The sequence below is a fragment of the Paracoccus aminophilus JCM 7686 genome (assembly GCF_000444995.1).
In the GTDB taxonomy this organism is placed as follows: Bacteria; Pseudomonadota; Alphaproteobacteria; order Rhodobacterales; family Rhodobacteraceae; genus Paracoccus; species Paracoccus aminophilus.
In genome coordinates, this window is sequence record NC_022041.1 from 197,901 (window position 1) to 212,242 (window position 14,342).

Annotated in this window: 15 protein-coding genes; 6 read left to right on the forward strand and 9 right to left on the reverse strand. The window is 65.8% G+C overall.

The window, feature by feature from the left end; all coding sequences use genetic code 11:
- Positions 1-21: 21 nt before the first annotated feature.
- From JCM7686_RS01000 to JCM7686_RS01010, 3 genes are all read right to left on the reverse strand, one after another.
- The gene (locus JCM7686_RS01000; RefSeq protein ID WP_020949000.1) at positions 22-861 is read right to left on the reverse strand and encodes a 4-(cytidine 5'-diphospho)-2-C-methyl-D-erythritol kinase; all 840 of its coding nucleotides are present in this window, start codon (positions 859-861) and stop codon (positions 22-24) included.
- Positions 858-2,663, reverse strand: a complete 1,806-nt coding sequence (locus JCM7686_RS01005; protein ID WP_020949001.1) for a tetratricopeptide repeat protein — start codon at positions 2,661-2,663, stop codon at positions 858-860. The genes JCM7686_RS01000 and JCM7686_RS01005 overlap by 4 nt, the downstream gene beginning before the upstream one ends.
- Positions 2,664-2,776: 113 nt before the next feature.
- Positions 2,777-4,423 carry an electron transfer flavoprotein-ubiquinone oxidoreductase gene (locus JCM7686_RS01010; RefSeq protein WP_020949002.1) on the reverse strand — a complete coding sequence of 549 codons (1,647 nt, stop codon included), beginning with the start codon at positions 4,421-4,423 and terminating at the stop codon, positions 2,777-2,779.
- A gap of 287 nt (positions 4,424-4,710) precedes the next feature.
- Here JCM7686_RS01010 and greA point away from each other — a divergent pair, with 287 nt between their 5' ends.
- The gene (gene greA / locus JCM7686_RS01015) at positions 4,711-5,181 is read left to right on the forward strand and encodes a transcription elongation factor GreA (RefSeq protein ID WP_020949003.1); all 471 of its coding nucleotides are present in this window, start codon (positions 4,711-4,713) and stop codon (positions 5,179-5,181) included.
- A 20-nt stretch (positions 5,182-5,201) separates the two neighbouring features.
- On the forward strand, positions 5,202-6,155 hold the full coding sequence (locus tag JCM7686_RS01020; protein WP_020949004.1) for a hypothetical protein: 954 nt from the start codon (positions 5,202-5,204) through the stop codon (positions 6,153-6,155).
- On the opposite strand, the gene JCM7686_RS01025 is transcribed toward JCM7686_RS01020, so the two are convergent.
- Positions 6,088-6,732, reverse strand: coding sequence for a GNAT family N-acetyltransferase (locus tag JCM7686_RS01025; RefSeq protein WP_020949005.1), 645 nt, complete (start codon positions 6,730-6,732; stop codon positions 6,088-6,090). The two genes, JCM7686_RS01020 and JCM7686_RS01025, sit on opposite strands and share 68 nt — an antisense overlap.
- A 261-nt stretch (positions 6,733-6,993) precedes the next feature.
- Here JCM7686_RS01025 and JCM7686_RS01030 point away from each other — a divergent pair, with 261 nt between their 5' ends.
- Complete coding sequence (locus JCM7686_RS01030) at positions 6,994-7,686, forward strand: AzlC family ABC transporter permease (RefSeq protein WP_041527032.1); 693 nt, start codon at positions 6,994-6,996, stop codon at positions 7,684-7,686.
- Entirely contained in the window at positions 7,679-8,002 is a 324-nt protein-coding gene (locus JCM7686_RS01035) for an AzlD domain-containing protein (protein ID WP_020949007.1), read from the forward strand. The genes JCM7686_RS01030 and JCM7686_RS01035 overlap by 8 nt, the downstream gene beginning before the upstream one ends.
- Before the next feature lie 106 nt (positions 8,003-8,108).
- Here the strand turns inward: JCM7686_RS01035 and JCM7686_RS01040 are convergent, their stop codons facing one another.
- From JCM7686_RS01040 to JCM7686_RS01055, 4 genes are read right to left on the reverse strand one after another with little or no spacing between them, the layout of a single operon-like run.
- Positions 8,109-8,786: a hypothetical protein gene (locus tag JCM7686_RS01040; protein ID WP_020949008.1), complete on the reverse strand. Its 678-nt coding sequence runs from the start codon at positions 8,784-8,786 to the stop codon at positions 8,109-8,111.
- Between the two features lie 27 nt (positions 8,787-8,813).
- Entirely contained in the window at positions 8,814-8,966 is a 153-nt protein-coding gene (locus JCM7686_RS01045; protein WP_020949009.1) for an aa3-type cytochrome c oxidase subunit IV, read from the reverse strand.
- Positions 8,967-9,024: 58 nt separating this feature from the next.
- Positions 9,025-10,047 carry an MBL fold metallo-hydrolase gene (locus JCM7686_RS01050; RefSeq protein WP_020949010.1) on the reverse strand — a complete coding sequence of 341 codons (1,023 nt, stop codon included), beginning with the start codon at positions 10,045-10,047 and terminating at the stop codon, positions 9,025-9,027.
- Positions 10,047-11,741: an acyl-CoA dehydrogenase gene (locus tag JCM7686_RS01055; protein WP_020949011.1), complete on the reverse strand. Its 1,695-nt coding sequence runs from the start codon at positions 11,739-11,741 to the stop codon at positions 10,047-10,049. The genes JCM7686_RS01050 and JCM7686_RS01055 overlap by 1 nt, the downstream gene beginning before the upstream one ends.
- A gap of 112 nt (positions 11,742-11,853) precedes the next feature.
- Between JCM7686_RS01055 and JCM7686_RS01060 the strand changes: the two genes are divergently transcribed.
- Positions 11,854-12,804 (forward strand): L-threonylcarbamoyladenylate synthase, encoded by a 951-nt coding sequence (locus JCM7686_RS01060; RefSeq protein WP_020949012.1) that lies wholly within the window; start codon positions 11,854-11,856, stop codon positions 12,802-12,804.
- A 37-nt stretch (positions 12,805-12,841) separates the two neighbouring features.
- On the opposite strand, the gene JCM7686_RS01065 is transcribed toward JCM7686_RS01060, so the two are convergent.
- A complete protein-coding gene (locus tag JCM7686_RS01065) occupies positions 12,842-13,414 on the reverse strand; it encodes a YqgE/AlgH family protein (protein ID WP_020949013.1) in 573 nt (190 codons plus the stop codon).
- Positions 13,415-13,522: 108 nt separating this feature from the next.
- On the opposite strand from JCM7686_RS01065, the gene JCM7686_RS01070 reads away from it, so the two are divergent.
- Positions 13,523-14,329, forward strand: a complete 807-nt coding sequence (locus JCM7686_RS01070; RefSeq protein WP_020949014.1) for a protein-disulfide reductase DsbD domain-containing protein — start codon at positions 13,523-13,525, stop codon at positions 14,327-14,329.
- Positions 14,330-14,342: the final 13 nt, after the last annotated feature.

Below are 14,342 nucleotides of genomic sequence, written 5' to 3' on the forward strand. Positions count from 1 at the left end.
CCTCCGGAATTTCGGCGCAGTCTAGCCGATGGTTTGGGGGGAGGCGAGGGTGGTCGGCACCACCCACCAGCCCGGCCGGGCCAGCGCCTCGGCGGCCGTAGCTGCGGCCTCGGCATCGGGGAAAATCCCGAAACAGGTCGCGCCCGAGCCCGACATCCGCGCCAATTCGGCCCCCGCATCCCGTAGGGCGTTCAGGCAATCGGCGATCTCGGGCAGAAGCGAGATCGCGGGCGCCTCAAGATCGTTGCGGCAGGCGGCGACGAAGGCCAGAAGCCCGGCGCGATCGAAGAACTCGGGCAGGTCGGGCATGGCGGGATTGTCGCGCTGGGTCAGCGCGCGAAAGACATCGGGCGTGGCAAGGCCCTTGCCCGGATTGACCAGCACCACCGCAAGCGGCGGCAGATCGGGCACCGGCTCCAGAATCTCGCCCAAACCGCGCATCCGCAGCGGGCGACCGGCGAGACAGACCGGGACATCCGCGCCCAGCATCTCGGGGCGCTCGGGCCAGACGCGAAAGGCGCGCAGCACCGCCGCCGCATCGGCCGAGCCGCCGCCGATGCCTGACGCAAGTGGCAGGTTCTTGGTCAACCGGATCGCGCCTTCGCTTCCCGCTAGACGGGCCGCGCGCAGGCACAGATTGTCGGCATCCGCCGAGAGCCCCGCCGCGAAGGGGCCGTCGATGGTGAGCGACAGCGGACCGGGCGAGATTTCGACCCGGTCGCCAACCCCGGCGAAAACCACCAGCGAATCAAGCAGATGATAGCCATCGGCGCGCTGGCCGGTGACATGCAGCGTCAGATTGATCTTGGCGGGGGCGAATTCCGCCGCTTCGCCCGCACCGCTTTGCGCGGTCGGGGTCATTGCCCCGCCGCGCTGTCGCGCGGTTTGCCTTTTTCCGAGGCCAGCACCGCGTCGAGCCCAAGCTCAAGCTTGTCCTTGATGCGCTTTTCTTCGGCCTCGGTTTCGGGCTTGAGGCTAAGGGCGCGTTGCCACTGGATCTGGGCCTCGCGCTTGCGCCCGGCCATCCAATAGATATCGCCCATATGGTCGTTGACGAGTGGGTCTTCCGACATCGAGGACACCGCGCGCTCCATCGGCGCGACCGCGTCCTGATAGCGGCCCAGCCGGTAATAGGCCCAAGCCAGCGAATCGAGGATATAGCCGTCATTGGGGCTCAGCTCGACCGCGCGCTGGATCAGCTTCAGCGCCTCGTCCAGCTTGATGTTGCGATCAACCAGCGAATAGCCAAGGTAGTTCAGCACCGGCGCGGAATCGGGCTGGATCTTCAGCGCGGCGCGCAGATCGGCCTCGGCCTTGTCGAACTGGTTCGAGCGTTCCAGCGCGATGCCGCGGGCGTAAAGCGGGAACCATTGCGCATTGCCGCGATCCTTGAGCAGATCGAGCGCCTTGTCATAGGCGGGCACGGCATCGGCGAATTTCTCTTGCTGACGCAAGAGATCGCCAAGCGCGATCCAGCCCTGTGCAAGCTCGGGATGAGCGGCGGTCAGTGCGAGCGCCGCCTTTTCAGCATCTTCGGGACGGTCGGCGCGGGCCAAAGCGTCGATGCGCGACAGCTCGGCCACCGGGCGCATATCGCCCAACTCGCGCAGGCGCTCGAATTCCTGCTCGGCCAGATCGAACTGCCCGACGCTTTGCAAAAGCTGCGCCGACAGAAGATGCGCCTCGCCGAGATTGGGCGACAGATATTCCGCGATCCGGGCTTGAATGAGCGCCAACGGATCGGGCTCTTCCGACGAGGCCAGCGCGCTCGCGAAGGTCATGAAGACCTGCGCAATGCCGTCGGCGGGGGTGCGGATCGAATCGAAGGGCAGGGTCTCGCCCTTTTCCAGCCGGGCGCGCAAGGCCAGCAGCGCGGGCTCTTCGCCGACGCGCGGCAGCGCATCGAGCATGGCGATTGCGTCCTTGTTGCGCTCCAGCTGCGAAAGCACTTCGGCGCGGGCGATGATCCCGAGGATATGACCGCTGGCGGCATCTTGCGACAGCAGCTTGTCGGCGGCCTCGAAGTCGCCGACCTTGGCCTTGGCCAGCGCCAGATGATATTGCACCATCGCCTGCGCGCCGGGGATCTTGGCGAGCTTCTCGAAAGCCGCGATGGAATCGCTGGCCTTGCCCGCGCCCAGAAGCGCCCAAGCCTCGATCATCCCATCCAGCAGCTTGTCCTCGCCGTTCTGATCCCCGGCTTTGTCCGGCTGAGCCAGAATCTCGGCCCCCAGCGCCATCAGCTCGGTCCATTTGCCGTCTTTGGCGAATTCGGCGCGGCGCATGAGATTGGCGAGATCGGTCGCCTTGCTTTCGGTCGAGGTGCGGTTGGCCAGCTTGACGGCGGCCTCCATCTGCCCCGAGGAAATCAGCGAGACGAGCGCGCTGTCTTGCAGATAGGGATCGGTGCCGTCTTTCCCCAAAGCCTCGCCGTAATAATGCGCAGCCTCGCCGAAATCGCTGTCGAGCGCGGCCTGACGCGCGGCCAGATAGGGGCCGGCGATGCCGAGGCTGAGCGGGACCTGCGGGTGATTGCTGTCGTCCGCGCCTCCGCTTTCGGCCTGCGCGGGGCGATCAGAGGCCTTGGCCGCCGGAGCGTCCTGCGCGTGAAGCGGGGTGGTGAAGAGCGCGATGAGCGCCAGCGGGAGCAGTCTCTTGGTCACGAACTTTGGCCCGGTCAGTCACAATATCGATACGACCCTAGCGGGGGCTGCCCGGATGAGCAACGGCAGGCGACGCTTCGCGTGCCTGCCGTGGATCACTTATTCGGGTAATGTCACATATTCGGATAGTTGGGCCCGTCGCCACCCTGCGGCGTGGTCCAGTTGATGTTCTGCGACGGGTCCTTGATGTCGCAGGTTTTGCAATGGACGCAGTTCTGGAAGTTGATCTGGAAGCGCGGCCCGTCCGGGCCCTCCAGCACCTCATAGACGCCCGCCGGGCAATAGCGCTGCGCCGGTTCGTCGAACTCGGGCAGGTTCACGCGGATCGGCACCGAGGCGTCTTTCAGGCGCAGGTGACAGGGCTGGCTTTCCTCGTGGTTGGTGAAGGAAAACGCCACGTTGGTCAGGCGGTCGAACGAGAGTTTGCCGTCCGGGCGCGGATAGTCGATCTTCTTGTAATCCTTGGCCTTGCCGGTTGCGGCGGCATCGGTCTTGCCGTGATGCCAGGTCCCCAAGGGGTTCCAGCCGGTCAGGTTCGCGACCCACATGTCGAAACCGCCAAGCGCGAGGCTCGCCGTCAGGCCCAGCTTCGACCACAGCGGCTTGACGTTGCGCACCGGCTTCAGATCCTTGGCGATCGGCCCCGTGCGGACCGCTTTTTCGTAATCGGTGAGCTCGTCGCCCTCGCGACCGGCTGCAATCGCCGCCGCCGCCGCCTCTGCCGCCGCAATCCCCGACAGCATGGCATTGTGGTTGCCCTTGATGCGCGGCACGTTCACCAGACCGGCCGAGCAACCCAGCAGCGTGCCGCCCGGGAAGGTCAGTTTCGGGATCGACTGCCAGCCGCCCTCGGAAATCGCGCGCGCGCCGTAAGCCACGCGCTTGCCGCCTTCAAGCAGCTCGGCGACCAGCGGATGGTGCTTGAAGCGCTGGAATTCCATGTAGGGATAGAGATGCGGGTTGGCGTAATTCAGGTGAACGACGAAGCCGACCAGAACCTGATTGCCCTCAAGGTGATAGACGAACGAGCCGCCACCGGCATTCTTGCCCAGAGGCCAGCCCATCGTATGGGTCACGGTGCCGGGCTTGGCTTTGGCCGGGTCGATTTCCCAGATCTCTTTCATGCCAAGGCCGAATTTCTGCGGATCATGGCCGTCCGAGAGATTGTATTTCGCGATCACCTCTTTCGAGAGCGAACCGCGCACGCCTTCGGCCAGCATGACATATTTGCCGCGCAGCTCCATGCCGGGCTCGTATTGCGGGCCGGGGGTGCCATCGGCCTCAAGGCCCATCTCGCCCGCGACGACGCCCGCGACGCGGTTGCCGTCCATCACCAGCTGCGAGCAGGACATGCCCGGGAAAATCTCGACCTCGAGCGCCTCGGCCTGTTCGGCGAGCCAGCGGCAAACATTGCCCATCGAGACGATATATTTGCCGTGGTTCGACATCAAAGGCGGCATCGGCCAGTTCGGCACGCGCATCTGGCCGCCTTCGCCGAGGATGTAGAAGTTGTCTTCCTTGACCTCGGTGTGGATCGGCGCGCCCTTGGCCTTCCAATCGGGGATCAGCTTGTCGAGGCCCGAAGTGTCCAGCACTGCGCCCGACAGGATATGGGCGCCGACTTCCGAGCCCTTTTCCAGCACGACGACGGAAAGCTCGGGATTGATCTGCTTCAGCCGAATCGCCGCCGAAAGACCGGCAGGACCGCCGCCCACGATTACGACGTCATATTCCATCGACTCGCGTTCGATCTGATCCATGCTTGGTCTCCTCCCTGGCATTGCTGGTTCTTCGCGCGTAATAATTCGCGAACAGCAGTAGCGTGAATTATTATTGCTCGCAATCATGTCGCAGCGCAGCAATGCGACCTTTGCGTTGTATTCTCGGGATACGCGGCGGATTGCCCGTGGACTGCCCAATGCGTCGAGGCGTCTTGCAAGACGTGTCGGAACCAGCCACGATACCGCGTGTTTTCAGCAGAGCGCCCCCGGCCACTCGGTCGGGGGCGTTCCTACAGCATTGGCGTGATGCCGCCGGAAGGACTGGAATGGAGAAGATCCTGATTACCCGCTCGGGTTACGAACAGCTTGAAGAAGAGCTGCGCGTGCTGCGTTCGGAAGAGCGCCCCGCTGTGATCCGTGCCATCGCCGAAGCCCGCGAGCACGGCGATCTTTCGGAAAATGCCGAATATCATTCCGCCCGTGAAAAGCAGAGCTTCGTCGAGGGACGCATCAAGGAACTCGAAGGGCTGATCTCGCGCGCGGATGTCATCGACCCGGCCAAACTGTCGGGCAGCGTCAAATTTGGCGCGACCGTGAACCTCGTCGATGAAGATACCGACGAGGAAAAGACCTATCAGATCGTTGGCGAGGCCGAGGCCGATCTGGAGCGCGGCCTGCTGAACATCCGCTCGCCGCTGGCGCGCGCGCTGATCGGCAAGGATGAGGGCGACAGCGTCAAGGTCGTGACGCCGGGCGGCGGCAAATCCTATGAGATCCTCTCGGTGCGTTTCGTGTAACCGCGCCGGACCCAGGGCAGATGAACGATTTTCGTGACAGCTTTCGCCGCTTTGCCCATCAGCAGAGCAAGGATGGTCTGACAGTGCTTGGCGCTGTGGCGACCGTGGTCTGGCTTGTGCTGATCCTGCTGTTCTGGCTGTTCGGCACGCCAGCCGACGAGACGGTCGGGGGCGGGGTTGCGGGGCTGCTGCGGTGGGTCGGCCTTGTGACGCCCATCGCGCTGATCTGGATGGCGGTCTGGCAGGGGCGCGCGATTGCCGCGCTCCGGCTCGAGGCGATCCAGCTGCGCACGACGCTGGACATTCTGCGCAAGGGAGGCCAGGCCGTCCCCGCAGACGAGATCCCTGCGGCGCCTTCGGTTGCGCGCACGATCCCGACGCCGCCCGCGAGCTCGGGCGCGGCGGCTGCTCGGCGCAACGAGCCCGACGATCAGGGGCAGGCCAGCCTCGGGCTGGAAACGCCGCCCCCGCTCGAGCTTGACGAATACGAGCTGATCGCCGCGCTGAACTTCCCCGACGGTCCCGATGATGTCGAGGCGGTGGCCGCTTTGCGCAAGGCCTTGGCCGACCGCGAATTGGCGCGGCTGATCCGGGCGGCGCAGGATGTGGTCACGCTGCTGGCCAAGCGCGGCATCTTCATGGACGATCTTTACGCGGGCGATGCCCAGCCCGGGCTTTGGCGTCAGTTTGCCGATGGCCTGCGCGGGGCGGCTTTGACCTCGCTGGCGCTGGATGTCGACGAGCCGGTTCTGGAAGCGACGGCGAAGCTTTTGCGCAGCGACGAGGTCTTCCGCGACACCGCCCAGCATTTCCTGCGCCATTTCGACAAGCTCGTCAGCCGCGCCGCGCCCGAGCTGGACGACCGGCTGCTGCTTGCGCTGACCTATACCCGCTCGGGGCGCGCCTTCACGCTTCTGGCACAGGTGGCCGGGATGATCGGCTCTTATGTGCCGCAGGAATCTCCAGACGCATGATCTCGGCCGGGCCGCTCCACGGCCAGCCGATGCGGCTTTGCCCGAGGGGCTGAAAGCCAAGCGACAGATAAAGGGCGCGCGCCGCCGCATTGGCGCGAGCCACCTCGGCGCGCAGCCCGTGATAGCCGCGCCGCGCCGCCCGATGCGAGGCCGCCGCGATCAGTGCCCGACCATAGCCCTGACCGCGCAGATCGGGCCGCACTACCAGACCGTCCAGCACCATATCCGCGGTTTCAGGGCCACTGCGGTGCAGCGCATTCGTCACCCGCTCGAGCCCGCCGCCAAGACAGCCCCAGACCTGCGCGAACGCGCCCGCCTCGGGGGCCAGAAAGCCGCCCTCGGCGTCGCGAATACCGACCAACGCCGCCAGCGCGCCTTGCGGGTCAAGCGCCGAGAGCGCCTTCTCGGCGCGCAGGGCATGGCGGATCAGCGCGACGCCGCGCGCGGCTGAGGTCGGAAAGGGCAGGACCTCGCGCCCGAAGGCCTGCCAGAAGAGCGCCGCCGCCGCATCGAGATGCGCAGGCGCGATGCCCTCGCAAACCGGATGGTGCGCAAAACGGGAAAGATCGTTCGGCATGGCGCTCCTTTGGGCCGCGCGGCAGGGCTCCGGTTCGACGGCGGTGCGCGGCAGAGCGGGCGATCTGTCCGGGCTCCCTTGCCTCTCGGCGCGGATTGGCGTCAATCTGCGGGAAATTCCGCATCGCTTTCTTTGGTTCCAACTCCGTATCCTGCCTTGTCTTCGAATTCGCAACCCTCTGTCGGCCCCGAGCCGTCGCCGCTCACCCCCGCCCAGATCCGCGCATTGGCCCGAAGCCCGGCCCAATGCTTTGGACATGGCATGATCCAATCCATGCCCTTCCTGCTGGTCGTGCTGCCCTTTGCCGTGCTGTTTGGCGTGGTCGCGAGCAACGCCGGGCTGGATCTCGCCAAGATCGCCGGTTTTTCGCTGCTGGTGCTGGCGGGCGCCTCGCAATTCACCGCGCTGCAGCTGATCGGCGATCATGCCTCGATGGTGCTGATCATCGTCTCGGCCTTGGCGGTCAATCTGCGGCTGGCGATGTATTCGGCGGCGCTGGTGCCCTGGCTTGGCGCAACCAGCCCGCGCCAGCGCGCCTTGGTGGCCTATCTGCTGATTGACCAGACCTATGCGCTGTCGCTGCGCGAATTCGAGGAAAACCCGCAACTGAGCCTGCGCCAAAGGCTCGCTTATTTCTGCGGCACGGCGGCGCTCTTGTGCCCGCTTTGGGTGTTGGCCACGCTGGTGGGCGCGACGGCGGGCAATGCGATTCCCGACAGTTGGGCGCTGGATTTCGCGGTGCCGATCACCTTTCTGGCGATGATCGCGCCAATGCTGCGCACACCCGCGCATATTGCGGCGGCGCTGGTCTCGGTGCTGGCTTCGCTGGCCTTTGCCTTCCTGCCCTCGGGGCTGGGGCTGCTGGTCGCGGCGCCTCTGGCCATGGCCACGGGCGCGGGCGTCGAGATCCTGACCGAGCGGCTGCGTCCGCAGGTGGAGGCGCCGAATGTCTGACCTTCAGATCTGGACCGTCATCATCGCGCTGGGGCTCGGGACCTATCTGATCCGTTGGTCCTTTCTGGGCGCGATCGGCCACCGCCCGATCCCGCTTTGGGTCGAGCGGCTGTTGCGCTATACCGCCGTGGGCGTCTTGCCCGCGATGATCGCGCCGCTGGTCGTCTGGCCCGCCGCGACTGCAGGCGCGCCCGATCCGGCCCGGCTGACTGCGGCGGCGGTGACCTTGGTTGTCGGAGTGCTCAGCCGCAATACCCTGGCCGCGATCGTGACCGGGGGCGCGACGCTCTTTGCCATGCTGGCCTGGATTGGCTGAGAGGGCGGCCTGAGGGGCGCAAAGAAAAAGCCCCGGAAAACCGGGGCCGTTTCGCGATCTGTCTTTTCGGCCTGACGCTTAGACCTGACCGCTTAGGCCCCGGTGCTTAGGGCTGGGCCGCAGCCTGAGGCGACAGCGTGGCGGCGTGCAATTTGCCGTCCTTGCCATAGCCCTGAATCGAGCCGTCCTTCTGGCGCAAGAGGACGTTGTGGTTGTTGGCCGGATCGCCATCCATCCACTTCTTCGAGGTCACGTCCGGCAAGGACAGGAACCAGCGGCGCAGCTTGAGCGGCGAGAAGCCCGACGGAGCCCCCTCGAAACCCGGCACGCGGCGCAGCACCTGACCGGTCGAGACCGCGCAGAAGCTTTTGTTCGACGCACCTTGCTGTTCGGCCGAGCGGATCGCCATATCGGCGATTTCGCGGCTGACCACTTTGGTGTCCTCGGCGACCCAATAGGTCTCGCGGGCGTGGTAGTCGATGTAGAAGTTCTTGAAGTTCGGGGTGATCCCGTAAAGCACGTCATGGCGCTCGGGGATCGCGGGATGCTCCCAGCTGCCAGCGGGGTCGAAGATGACGCGCTGGCTGCCGTTGATCATCAGCGCCGAGTGGCCGCCTTCACCGCGCGGAATGCCGATCACGGTCAGCAGCGTGATCGAGGGCGGGTTCTGGGTATCGACATAGCGGGCGCGGCGAAGCTCTTCGTCGCTGGCCCATTTGTTATCCGCACCGCAAGCCGCCAGAACGGCTGGCACGGTCAGCGCGAGAAAAGTCCGCCGTTGCATCTGTAGCTCTCCGGGTCAGTCAGGCGATCAGGAATTGACCAGCGCCATGAACACCAGAACGGCGGCCGAAATGCCGCAGACCCAGGTTGCCAGACGGATGAAACCGGCAAAGGTTTTCTGGTGCACGCGGATGTCCATCTCGCCGTGAACGTGGTTGGTGATTTCCTGATGCGATGCCATGTCTCTGTCCCTGCGCGAAAGAAAGTTGAGAAACCGTTACCCTATGATGCGCGGGCTGTCACGCCCCCCAGAGCACGGCCCCGTCTTCGGTCGTGCCCACCGGCCACACCTTTCCGGCCCGGGCAAGGTGGTTGATGTGCCCGATCGCCTCGACCAGCGCCAGACCATAGGTCGCGGCGTCGATCTTGCGCCGGTAAAGGATATCGAAACAGCCCGCGACACTGCGCGGTGCCTCTTGCAGCGCCCGGGTGATTCGGCGCAGCGCGGAATGGTGGTTCTCGATCAGCTGGTCGAGCCGCTCGGGCAGGCCGAAGAACGGGATGTTATGGCCGGGCAGCACCAGCTGGTCGTCGCGGGCAAAATCCTTCAGCCGGGCACAGCTTTCCAGCCAGTCGCCGACCGTATCGGCCAGAGGCTCGGTCGGGTAGACGCCGAGATTGGGCGAGATCGACGGCAAAAGCTGATCGCCGCCGATGACCAGATGATCATCCTCGGACCAGAGCGTGAGATGCTCGGGCGCATGGCCATTGCCGATATGGACGCGCCAGCGCCGCCCGCCCATCTCCAGCGCATCGCCCTCGGCCAGACGGTGAAAGCCGGGGGGCAGGGGATGGCAGACATCGGCCATGTTGAAGGGGCGCTCGTCCAACCGGGTTTGCAGCGTCTCGGCGTCCATGCCCGCGCGGCGCCAGAAAGCGACGGCCTCGGGGGTCGGGTGCTCTTGCACGTCGAGCACCTGCATTCGCGCCATCAGCCAGGCGGTGCGGCTGGTCCAGAGCGAGGCGCCTTTCGCCTGAAACCATCCGGCAAGGCCGATATGGTCGGCGTGGTGATGGGTGGCGATGACGCGCTGGACCGGGCGGCCCTCCAGCGGGCCGTCCAGCAGCGCCTCCCATTGGGCGCGGGCGCGGCGCGAATCGAAGCCGGTGTCGATCACCGTCCAGCCATCGGTTTCCGCGAAGGCATAGACATTCACATGGTCGAGCTTCATCGGCAGCGGCAGGCGCATCCAAAGCACGCCCTCGGCCAGTTCGATCGCCTCGCCAGGGGCGGGCGGCACCGTCACGGGATAGCGCAGCATCAGGCGAAATGGCCCGAGAATGCGCCGTCGCCAAGCGCATCGAGATCGGCAGGCCCGGCCTTCGCCGCGGCGAGATCGCCGAGATATTGCGGCAAGAGCCGGGTGATATAGATCCGCGCCAATGTGACGTGATCCGCCCCGCCCGCCACCGCCGCGCGCAGGTGGAAATGCGCGCCCAGCACGCGGGCGAAGGCGGCAAGGAAGGGCACGGCTCCGGCAAAACGGTCCTGCATCTTCTGTTCGAGCAGCAGATGCGTGGCCTCGCGCAGCGTCTCGGCGGCCTGCCAAACCTCATGGGCGAGCTCGGGCTGAGCGGATTGCGCGGCTTTTGCGGTGTCGAGGATCTCGTCCAAGAGCGCCATGGCGGCGGCTCCGTCATCCATCAGCTTGCGCCCGACCAGATCCATCGCCTGAATGCCATTCGTGCCTTCATAGATCGGGGTGATGCGGACATCGCGCAGATATTGCGCCGCGCCGGTTTCCTCGATGAAGCCCATGCCGCCGTGGACCTGCACCGCGAGATCGGCGACGCGGCAGCCGACATCGGTGCCATGCGCCTTGGCAATGGGCGTCAGGAACGAGGCGCGCGCAATCCAATCCTCGGCCCCGGTCGCGCGGCCAAGATCCAGCGCCACCGCGCAGGCGAGACAGATCGCCCGGGCGGCGAAGGTTTCCGCGCGGCCAATCGCCAGCATCCGGCGGACATCGGCATGGCGGATGATCGCGCCCATCTGATTGCGCTCGGCGGCATATTCGGCGGCCTTTTGCAGCGCGGCCTCGGCAATGCCCACGCCCTGCATCCCGACATTGAGCCGCGCCGAGTTCATCATCGTGAACATCGCGGCCATGCCCTTATGCTCTTCGCCGACGAGCCAGCCGGTCGCACCCTCAAAGCTCATCACGCAGGTCGGGCTTCCGTGGATGCCCATCTTGTGCTCGAGGCTGACGACGCGCAGCTCATTGGCGAGGCCGGGGTTGCCGCTATCGTCGGGCAGGAATTTCGGCACCATGAAAAGACTGATCCCGCGCGTGCCCGCGCCGCCATCGGGCAGACGCGCCAGCACGAGATGGCAGACGTTGGCGTTGAAATCGCTGTCGCCCCAGGTGATGAAAATCTTCTGGCCGGTGATGCGGTAGGTGCCGTCCTCGGCCCGCTCGGCCCGGGTCGTGAGCGCGCCGACATCGGAACCCGCCTGCGGCTCGGTCAGGTTCATTGTCCCCGACCATTCGCCCGAATTGAGCTTGGGCAGATAGAGCGCCTTGAGCGCGTCGCTGGCGTGATGCTCCAGCGCGTCGATCTGGCCCTGCGTCAAAAGCGAGTTCAGTTGCAGCGCCAGACAGCCCGAGGCGAGCATTTCATTGATCGCGACATTCAGCGTCGAGGGCAGGCCCATGCCGCCATATTCGGGATCCGAGGACAGCCCGATCCAGCCGCCCTCGGCCAAAGCGCCAAAGGCTTCCGCATAGCCCGGAGACGAGCGCAGCTTGCCGTTTTCCAGCCGCGCCGGTTCCAGATCGCCCGCGCGATTGACCGGGGCATAGATCTCGGCGGCGATGCGCCCGGCCTCGCCCAGAACCGCGTTGACGGTGTCGGGCGTGGCCTCGGCAAACCGCTCGGTCGCGGCGACTTTCGAGAAATCCACAACCTCGTTCAGAATGAACCGGATCTGCTCGGCAGAGGCTTGGTAAGGCATGGCGCTTCTCTTTCTGTGGGAACCGGCCTAAATGCGGGCAGGTCAGACTTGAAATGACTCTGATCAGATTATCCGCGCGAGGCGGAGCGGCAACCCGGACCCAACGTCAAGAATGCAAACCCTGATCCTTCCCGCCGATGCCCAGGGCATCGCTACAGCGTGTGAGTGGCTGACGCTAGGTCAGCCGGTCGCGATTCCGACTGAAACCGTATATGGTCTGGCCGCCGATGCCCGAAACGGCGAGGCGGTCGCGCGGATCTATGCGGCCAAGGGGCGGCCCTCGTTCAACCCGCTGATCGTGCATGTGCCCGGTCTGGCCGAGGCGGAGCGCTATGTCCATCTTGGCGATCAGGCGCGCCTGTTGGCCGAGGCTTTCTGGCCGGGGCCGCTGACGATGATCCTGCCCCTGCGCGACGATTCGGGCATTGCCTCGATCACGACGGCGGGGCTGAGGACTTTGGGCGTGCGCATTCCCTCGCATCCGGCGGCGCTGGCGATCCTGCGCGCCTTCGACGGGCCGCTGGCCGCGCCTTCGGCCAATCCCTCGGGGCGGATCAGCGCGACTTCGGCCGCCCATGTCGCCGATGAGGTGACCGGGCTTGGCGGGCGTATCCCGGCCGTCGTCGATGCGGGTGCCTGTTCGGTTGGGGTCGAATCGACCATCATCGGCTGGAGCGAGGCGGGCGAGCCCGCGCTCTTGCGTCCGGGCGGTCTGCCTGCCGAGGCGATCGAGGCGGTGCTGGGCTGCGCGCTGCTGCGCCCCGAGCTGAACCCCGAAGCGCCGACCTCTCCCGGGCAATTGTCCAGCCATTACGCCCCGGCGGTTCCGGTGCGCCTTGACGCGGAAACGGCTTTGCCGGGCGAGACCTATCTGGCCTTCGGGCCGGGGGCGCTGACCTTAAGCGCAAGCCGCGATCTGACCGAGGCGGCGGCTAACCTCTTTGATCTGCTGCGCCGCGCCGATGAGCTTGGTCGTCCGATTGCGGTCGCGCCGATTCCGGAAGAGGGGCTTGGTGTGGCGATCAACGACCGCCTGCGCCGCGCCGCCGCGCCGCGTCCCTGACCTTTAAGGGCCGGACTGTCAGAAGCAAGCCTTCCGCTCAGGCATGGCCCGCCGAGGGCGAGAGCAACAGCGGGTCGATGCCCATCCGGCGCAGCGCCGCGACCCATTTGCCGGAATGATCGGCCCCGAAGATGATCTCGTCGCCGCGTTCAGCGGTGAGCCAGCCATTGTCGCGGATTTCATCATCCAGCTGACCCGGACCCCAACCGGCATAGCCAAGCGCAAGAACCGCAGGCTGCGGGCCGGCGCCCCGGGCGAAATCTTCCAGAATGTCGCGGGTGGTGGTCATGGCGAGATCCTCGCCGATGCGCATCGTGCCCTCGGCATCATCGCCGCCCTGTTTGACATGATGGAGCACGAATCCGCGTCCGGGCTCGACCGGGCCGCCCGAGCCGATCGGAATCGGGCGGGTGTCCATGCCGGTGTCGATGCCAAGCTGGTTCAGGAGGTCACTGAAATCCAGATCCGGCAAGGGGCGGTTGACCACCAATCCCATCGCACCCTCGTCGGAATGCGAGCAGATCAGGATCACGCTATGCTCGAAGCGGGGATCCTGCATACTGGGCATGGCGATCAGCAGCTTGCCGGTCAGATTGCTTTCGGACTCCATCGGGTTCTCCTTATTCTTCCCTCAAAGATCGGCCTTCGCGGCGGGCGGTGCAAGGGATTGGCGCTTTTTTGATTTCCCTCGCTGTGGCGGGAATGCCATTCAGGAGACATGAAACGCTTTATCCTTGCTCTCGCCGCCGCTTTGATTTCCGGTTCCGCTCAGGCTCAGGAGGCCGCAAGCGCGGCCCCGAAACTGCCGCCCGGTCTTGAGTCGGCCCAGCTTCGGCCCGGTTGGATCACGCCCGAGGGCCACCGCATCGTCGCGCTTGATCTGCGGCTGTTGCCGGGGTGGAAGACCTATTGGCGCAACCCCGGCGACGGTGGCGTGCCGCCGGTCTTTGATTGGCAGGGCTCGGACAATCTGGGCAAGGTGACGCTGCATTGGCCCCGGCCCGAGGTGATCGATTCCGGCGGACTACGGACTTTGGGCTTTCACGATCAGCTGGTCTTGCCGATCGAGATCGCCCCGGCCGATCCGACCAAGCCGATCCGGGTCGAGGCGCAGGTGGATCTGGGGATTTGCGAAACCATTTGCGTGCCCGCCCATGTCGATCTGACCGCCGCTGCGCCGGGCGACAAGGACCCGATCATTCAGGCCGCGCTGGCCTCGGTTCCCGACGCGGCCAAGGAGCCGGCGATCTGCAAGGTGACCGAGACCAAGGACGGAATGCGCGTCGCCGCGACCGTGCCTCTGGACGCGCGCGACGACATGGCGGCTGCGGCGATGGAGTTGGCCGATACGCCGGTCTGGGTCTCTGAGCCCGAGGTTGAGGTGCAGGACGGCAAGCTGACGGCGACTGCGGATTTCATCGACGACAGCGGCAAACCCTTCGCGCTCGATCCGGCGCAATTGCGCCTGACGCTGATCTCGGGCGAGGCTGCGGTGGAGTTCAGCGGCTGCCAGACGGCGGGGTGACAGACGGCTGGCT

Bases quoted from the DNA above. Each gene is read 5' to 3' on its own strand.
- JCM7686_RS01000 (WP_020949000.1), bottom strand. From the start codon at position 861: ATGACCCCGACCGCGCAAAGCGGTGCGGGCGAAGCGGCGGAATTCGCC.
- JCM7686_RS01010 (WP_020949002.1), bottom strand. From the start codon at position 4,423: ATGGATCAGATCGAACGCGAGTCGATGGAATATGACGTCGTAATCGTG.
- greA (WP_020949003.1), top strand. From the start codon at position 4,711: ATGGAGAAGATCCTGATTACCCGCTCGGGTTACGAACAGCTTGAAGAA.
- JCM7686_RS01020 (WP_020949004.1), top strand. From the start codon at position 5,202: ATGAACGATTTTCGTGACAGCTTTCGCCGCTTTGCCCATCAGCAGAGC.
- JCM7686_RS01025 (WP_020949005.1), bottom strand. From the start codon at position 6,732: ATGCCGAACGATCTTTCCCGTTTTGCGCACCATCCGGTTTGCGAGGGC.
- JCM7686_RS01030 (WP_041527032.1), top strand. From the start codon at position 6,994: ATGATCCAATCCATGCCCTTCCTGCTGGTCGTGCTGCCCTTTGCCGTG.
- JCM7686_RS01035 (WP_020949007.1), top strand. From the start codon at position 7,679: ATGTCTGACCTTCAGATCTGGACCGTCATCATCGCGCTGGGGCTCGGG.
- JCM7686_RS01040 (WP_020949008.1), bottom strand. From the start codon at position 8,786: ATGCAACGGCGGACTTTTCTCGCGCTGACCGTGCCAGCCGTTCTGGCG.
- JCM7686_RS01045 (WP_020949009.1), bottom strand. From the start codon at position 8,966: ATGGCATCGCATCAGGAAATCACCAACCACGTTCACGGCGAGATGGAC.
- JCM7686_RS01050 (WP_020949010.1), bottom strand. From the start codon at position 10,047: ATGCTGCGCTATCCCGTGACGGTGCCGCCCGCCCCTGGCGAGGCGATC.
- JCM7686_RS01055 (WP_020949011.1), bottom strand. From the start codon at position 11,741: ATGCCTTACCAAGCCTCTGCCGAGCAGATCCGGTTCATTCTGAACGAG.
- JCM7686_RS01060 (WP_020949012.1), top strand. From the start codon at position 11,854: ATGCAAACCCTGATCCTTCCCGCCGATGCCCAGGGCATCGCTACAGCG.
- JCM7686_RS01065 (WP_020949013.1), bottom strand. From the start codon at position 13,414: ATGGAGTCCGAAAGCAATCTGACCGGCAAGCTGCTGATCGCCATGCCC.
- JCM7686_RS01070 (WP_020949014.1), top strand. From the start codon at position 13,523: ATGAAACGCTTTATCCTTGCTCTCGCCGCCGCTTTGATTTCCGGTTCC.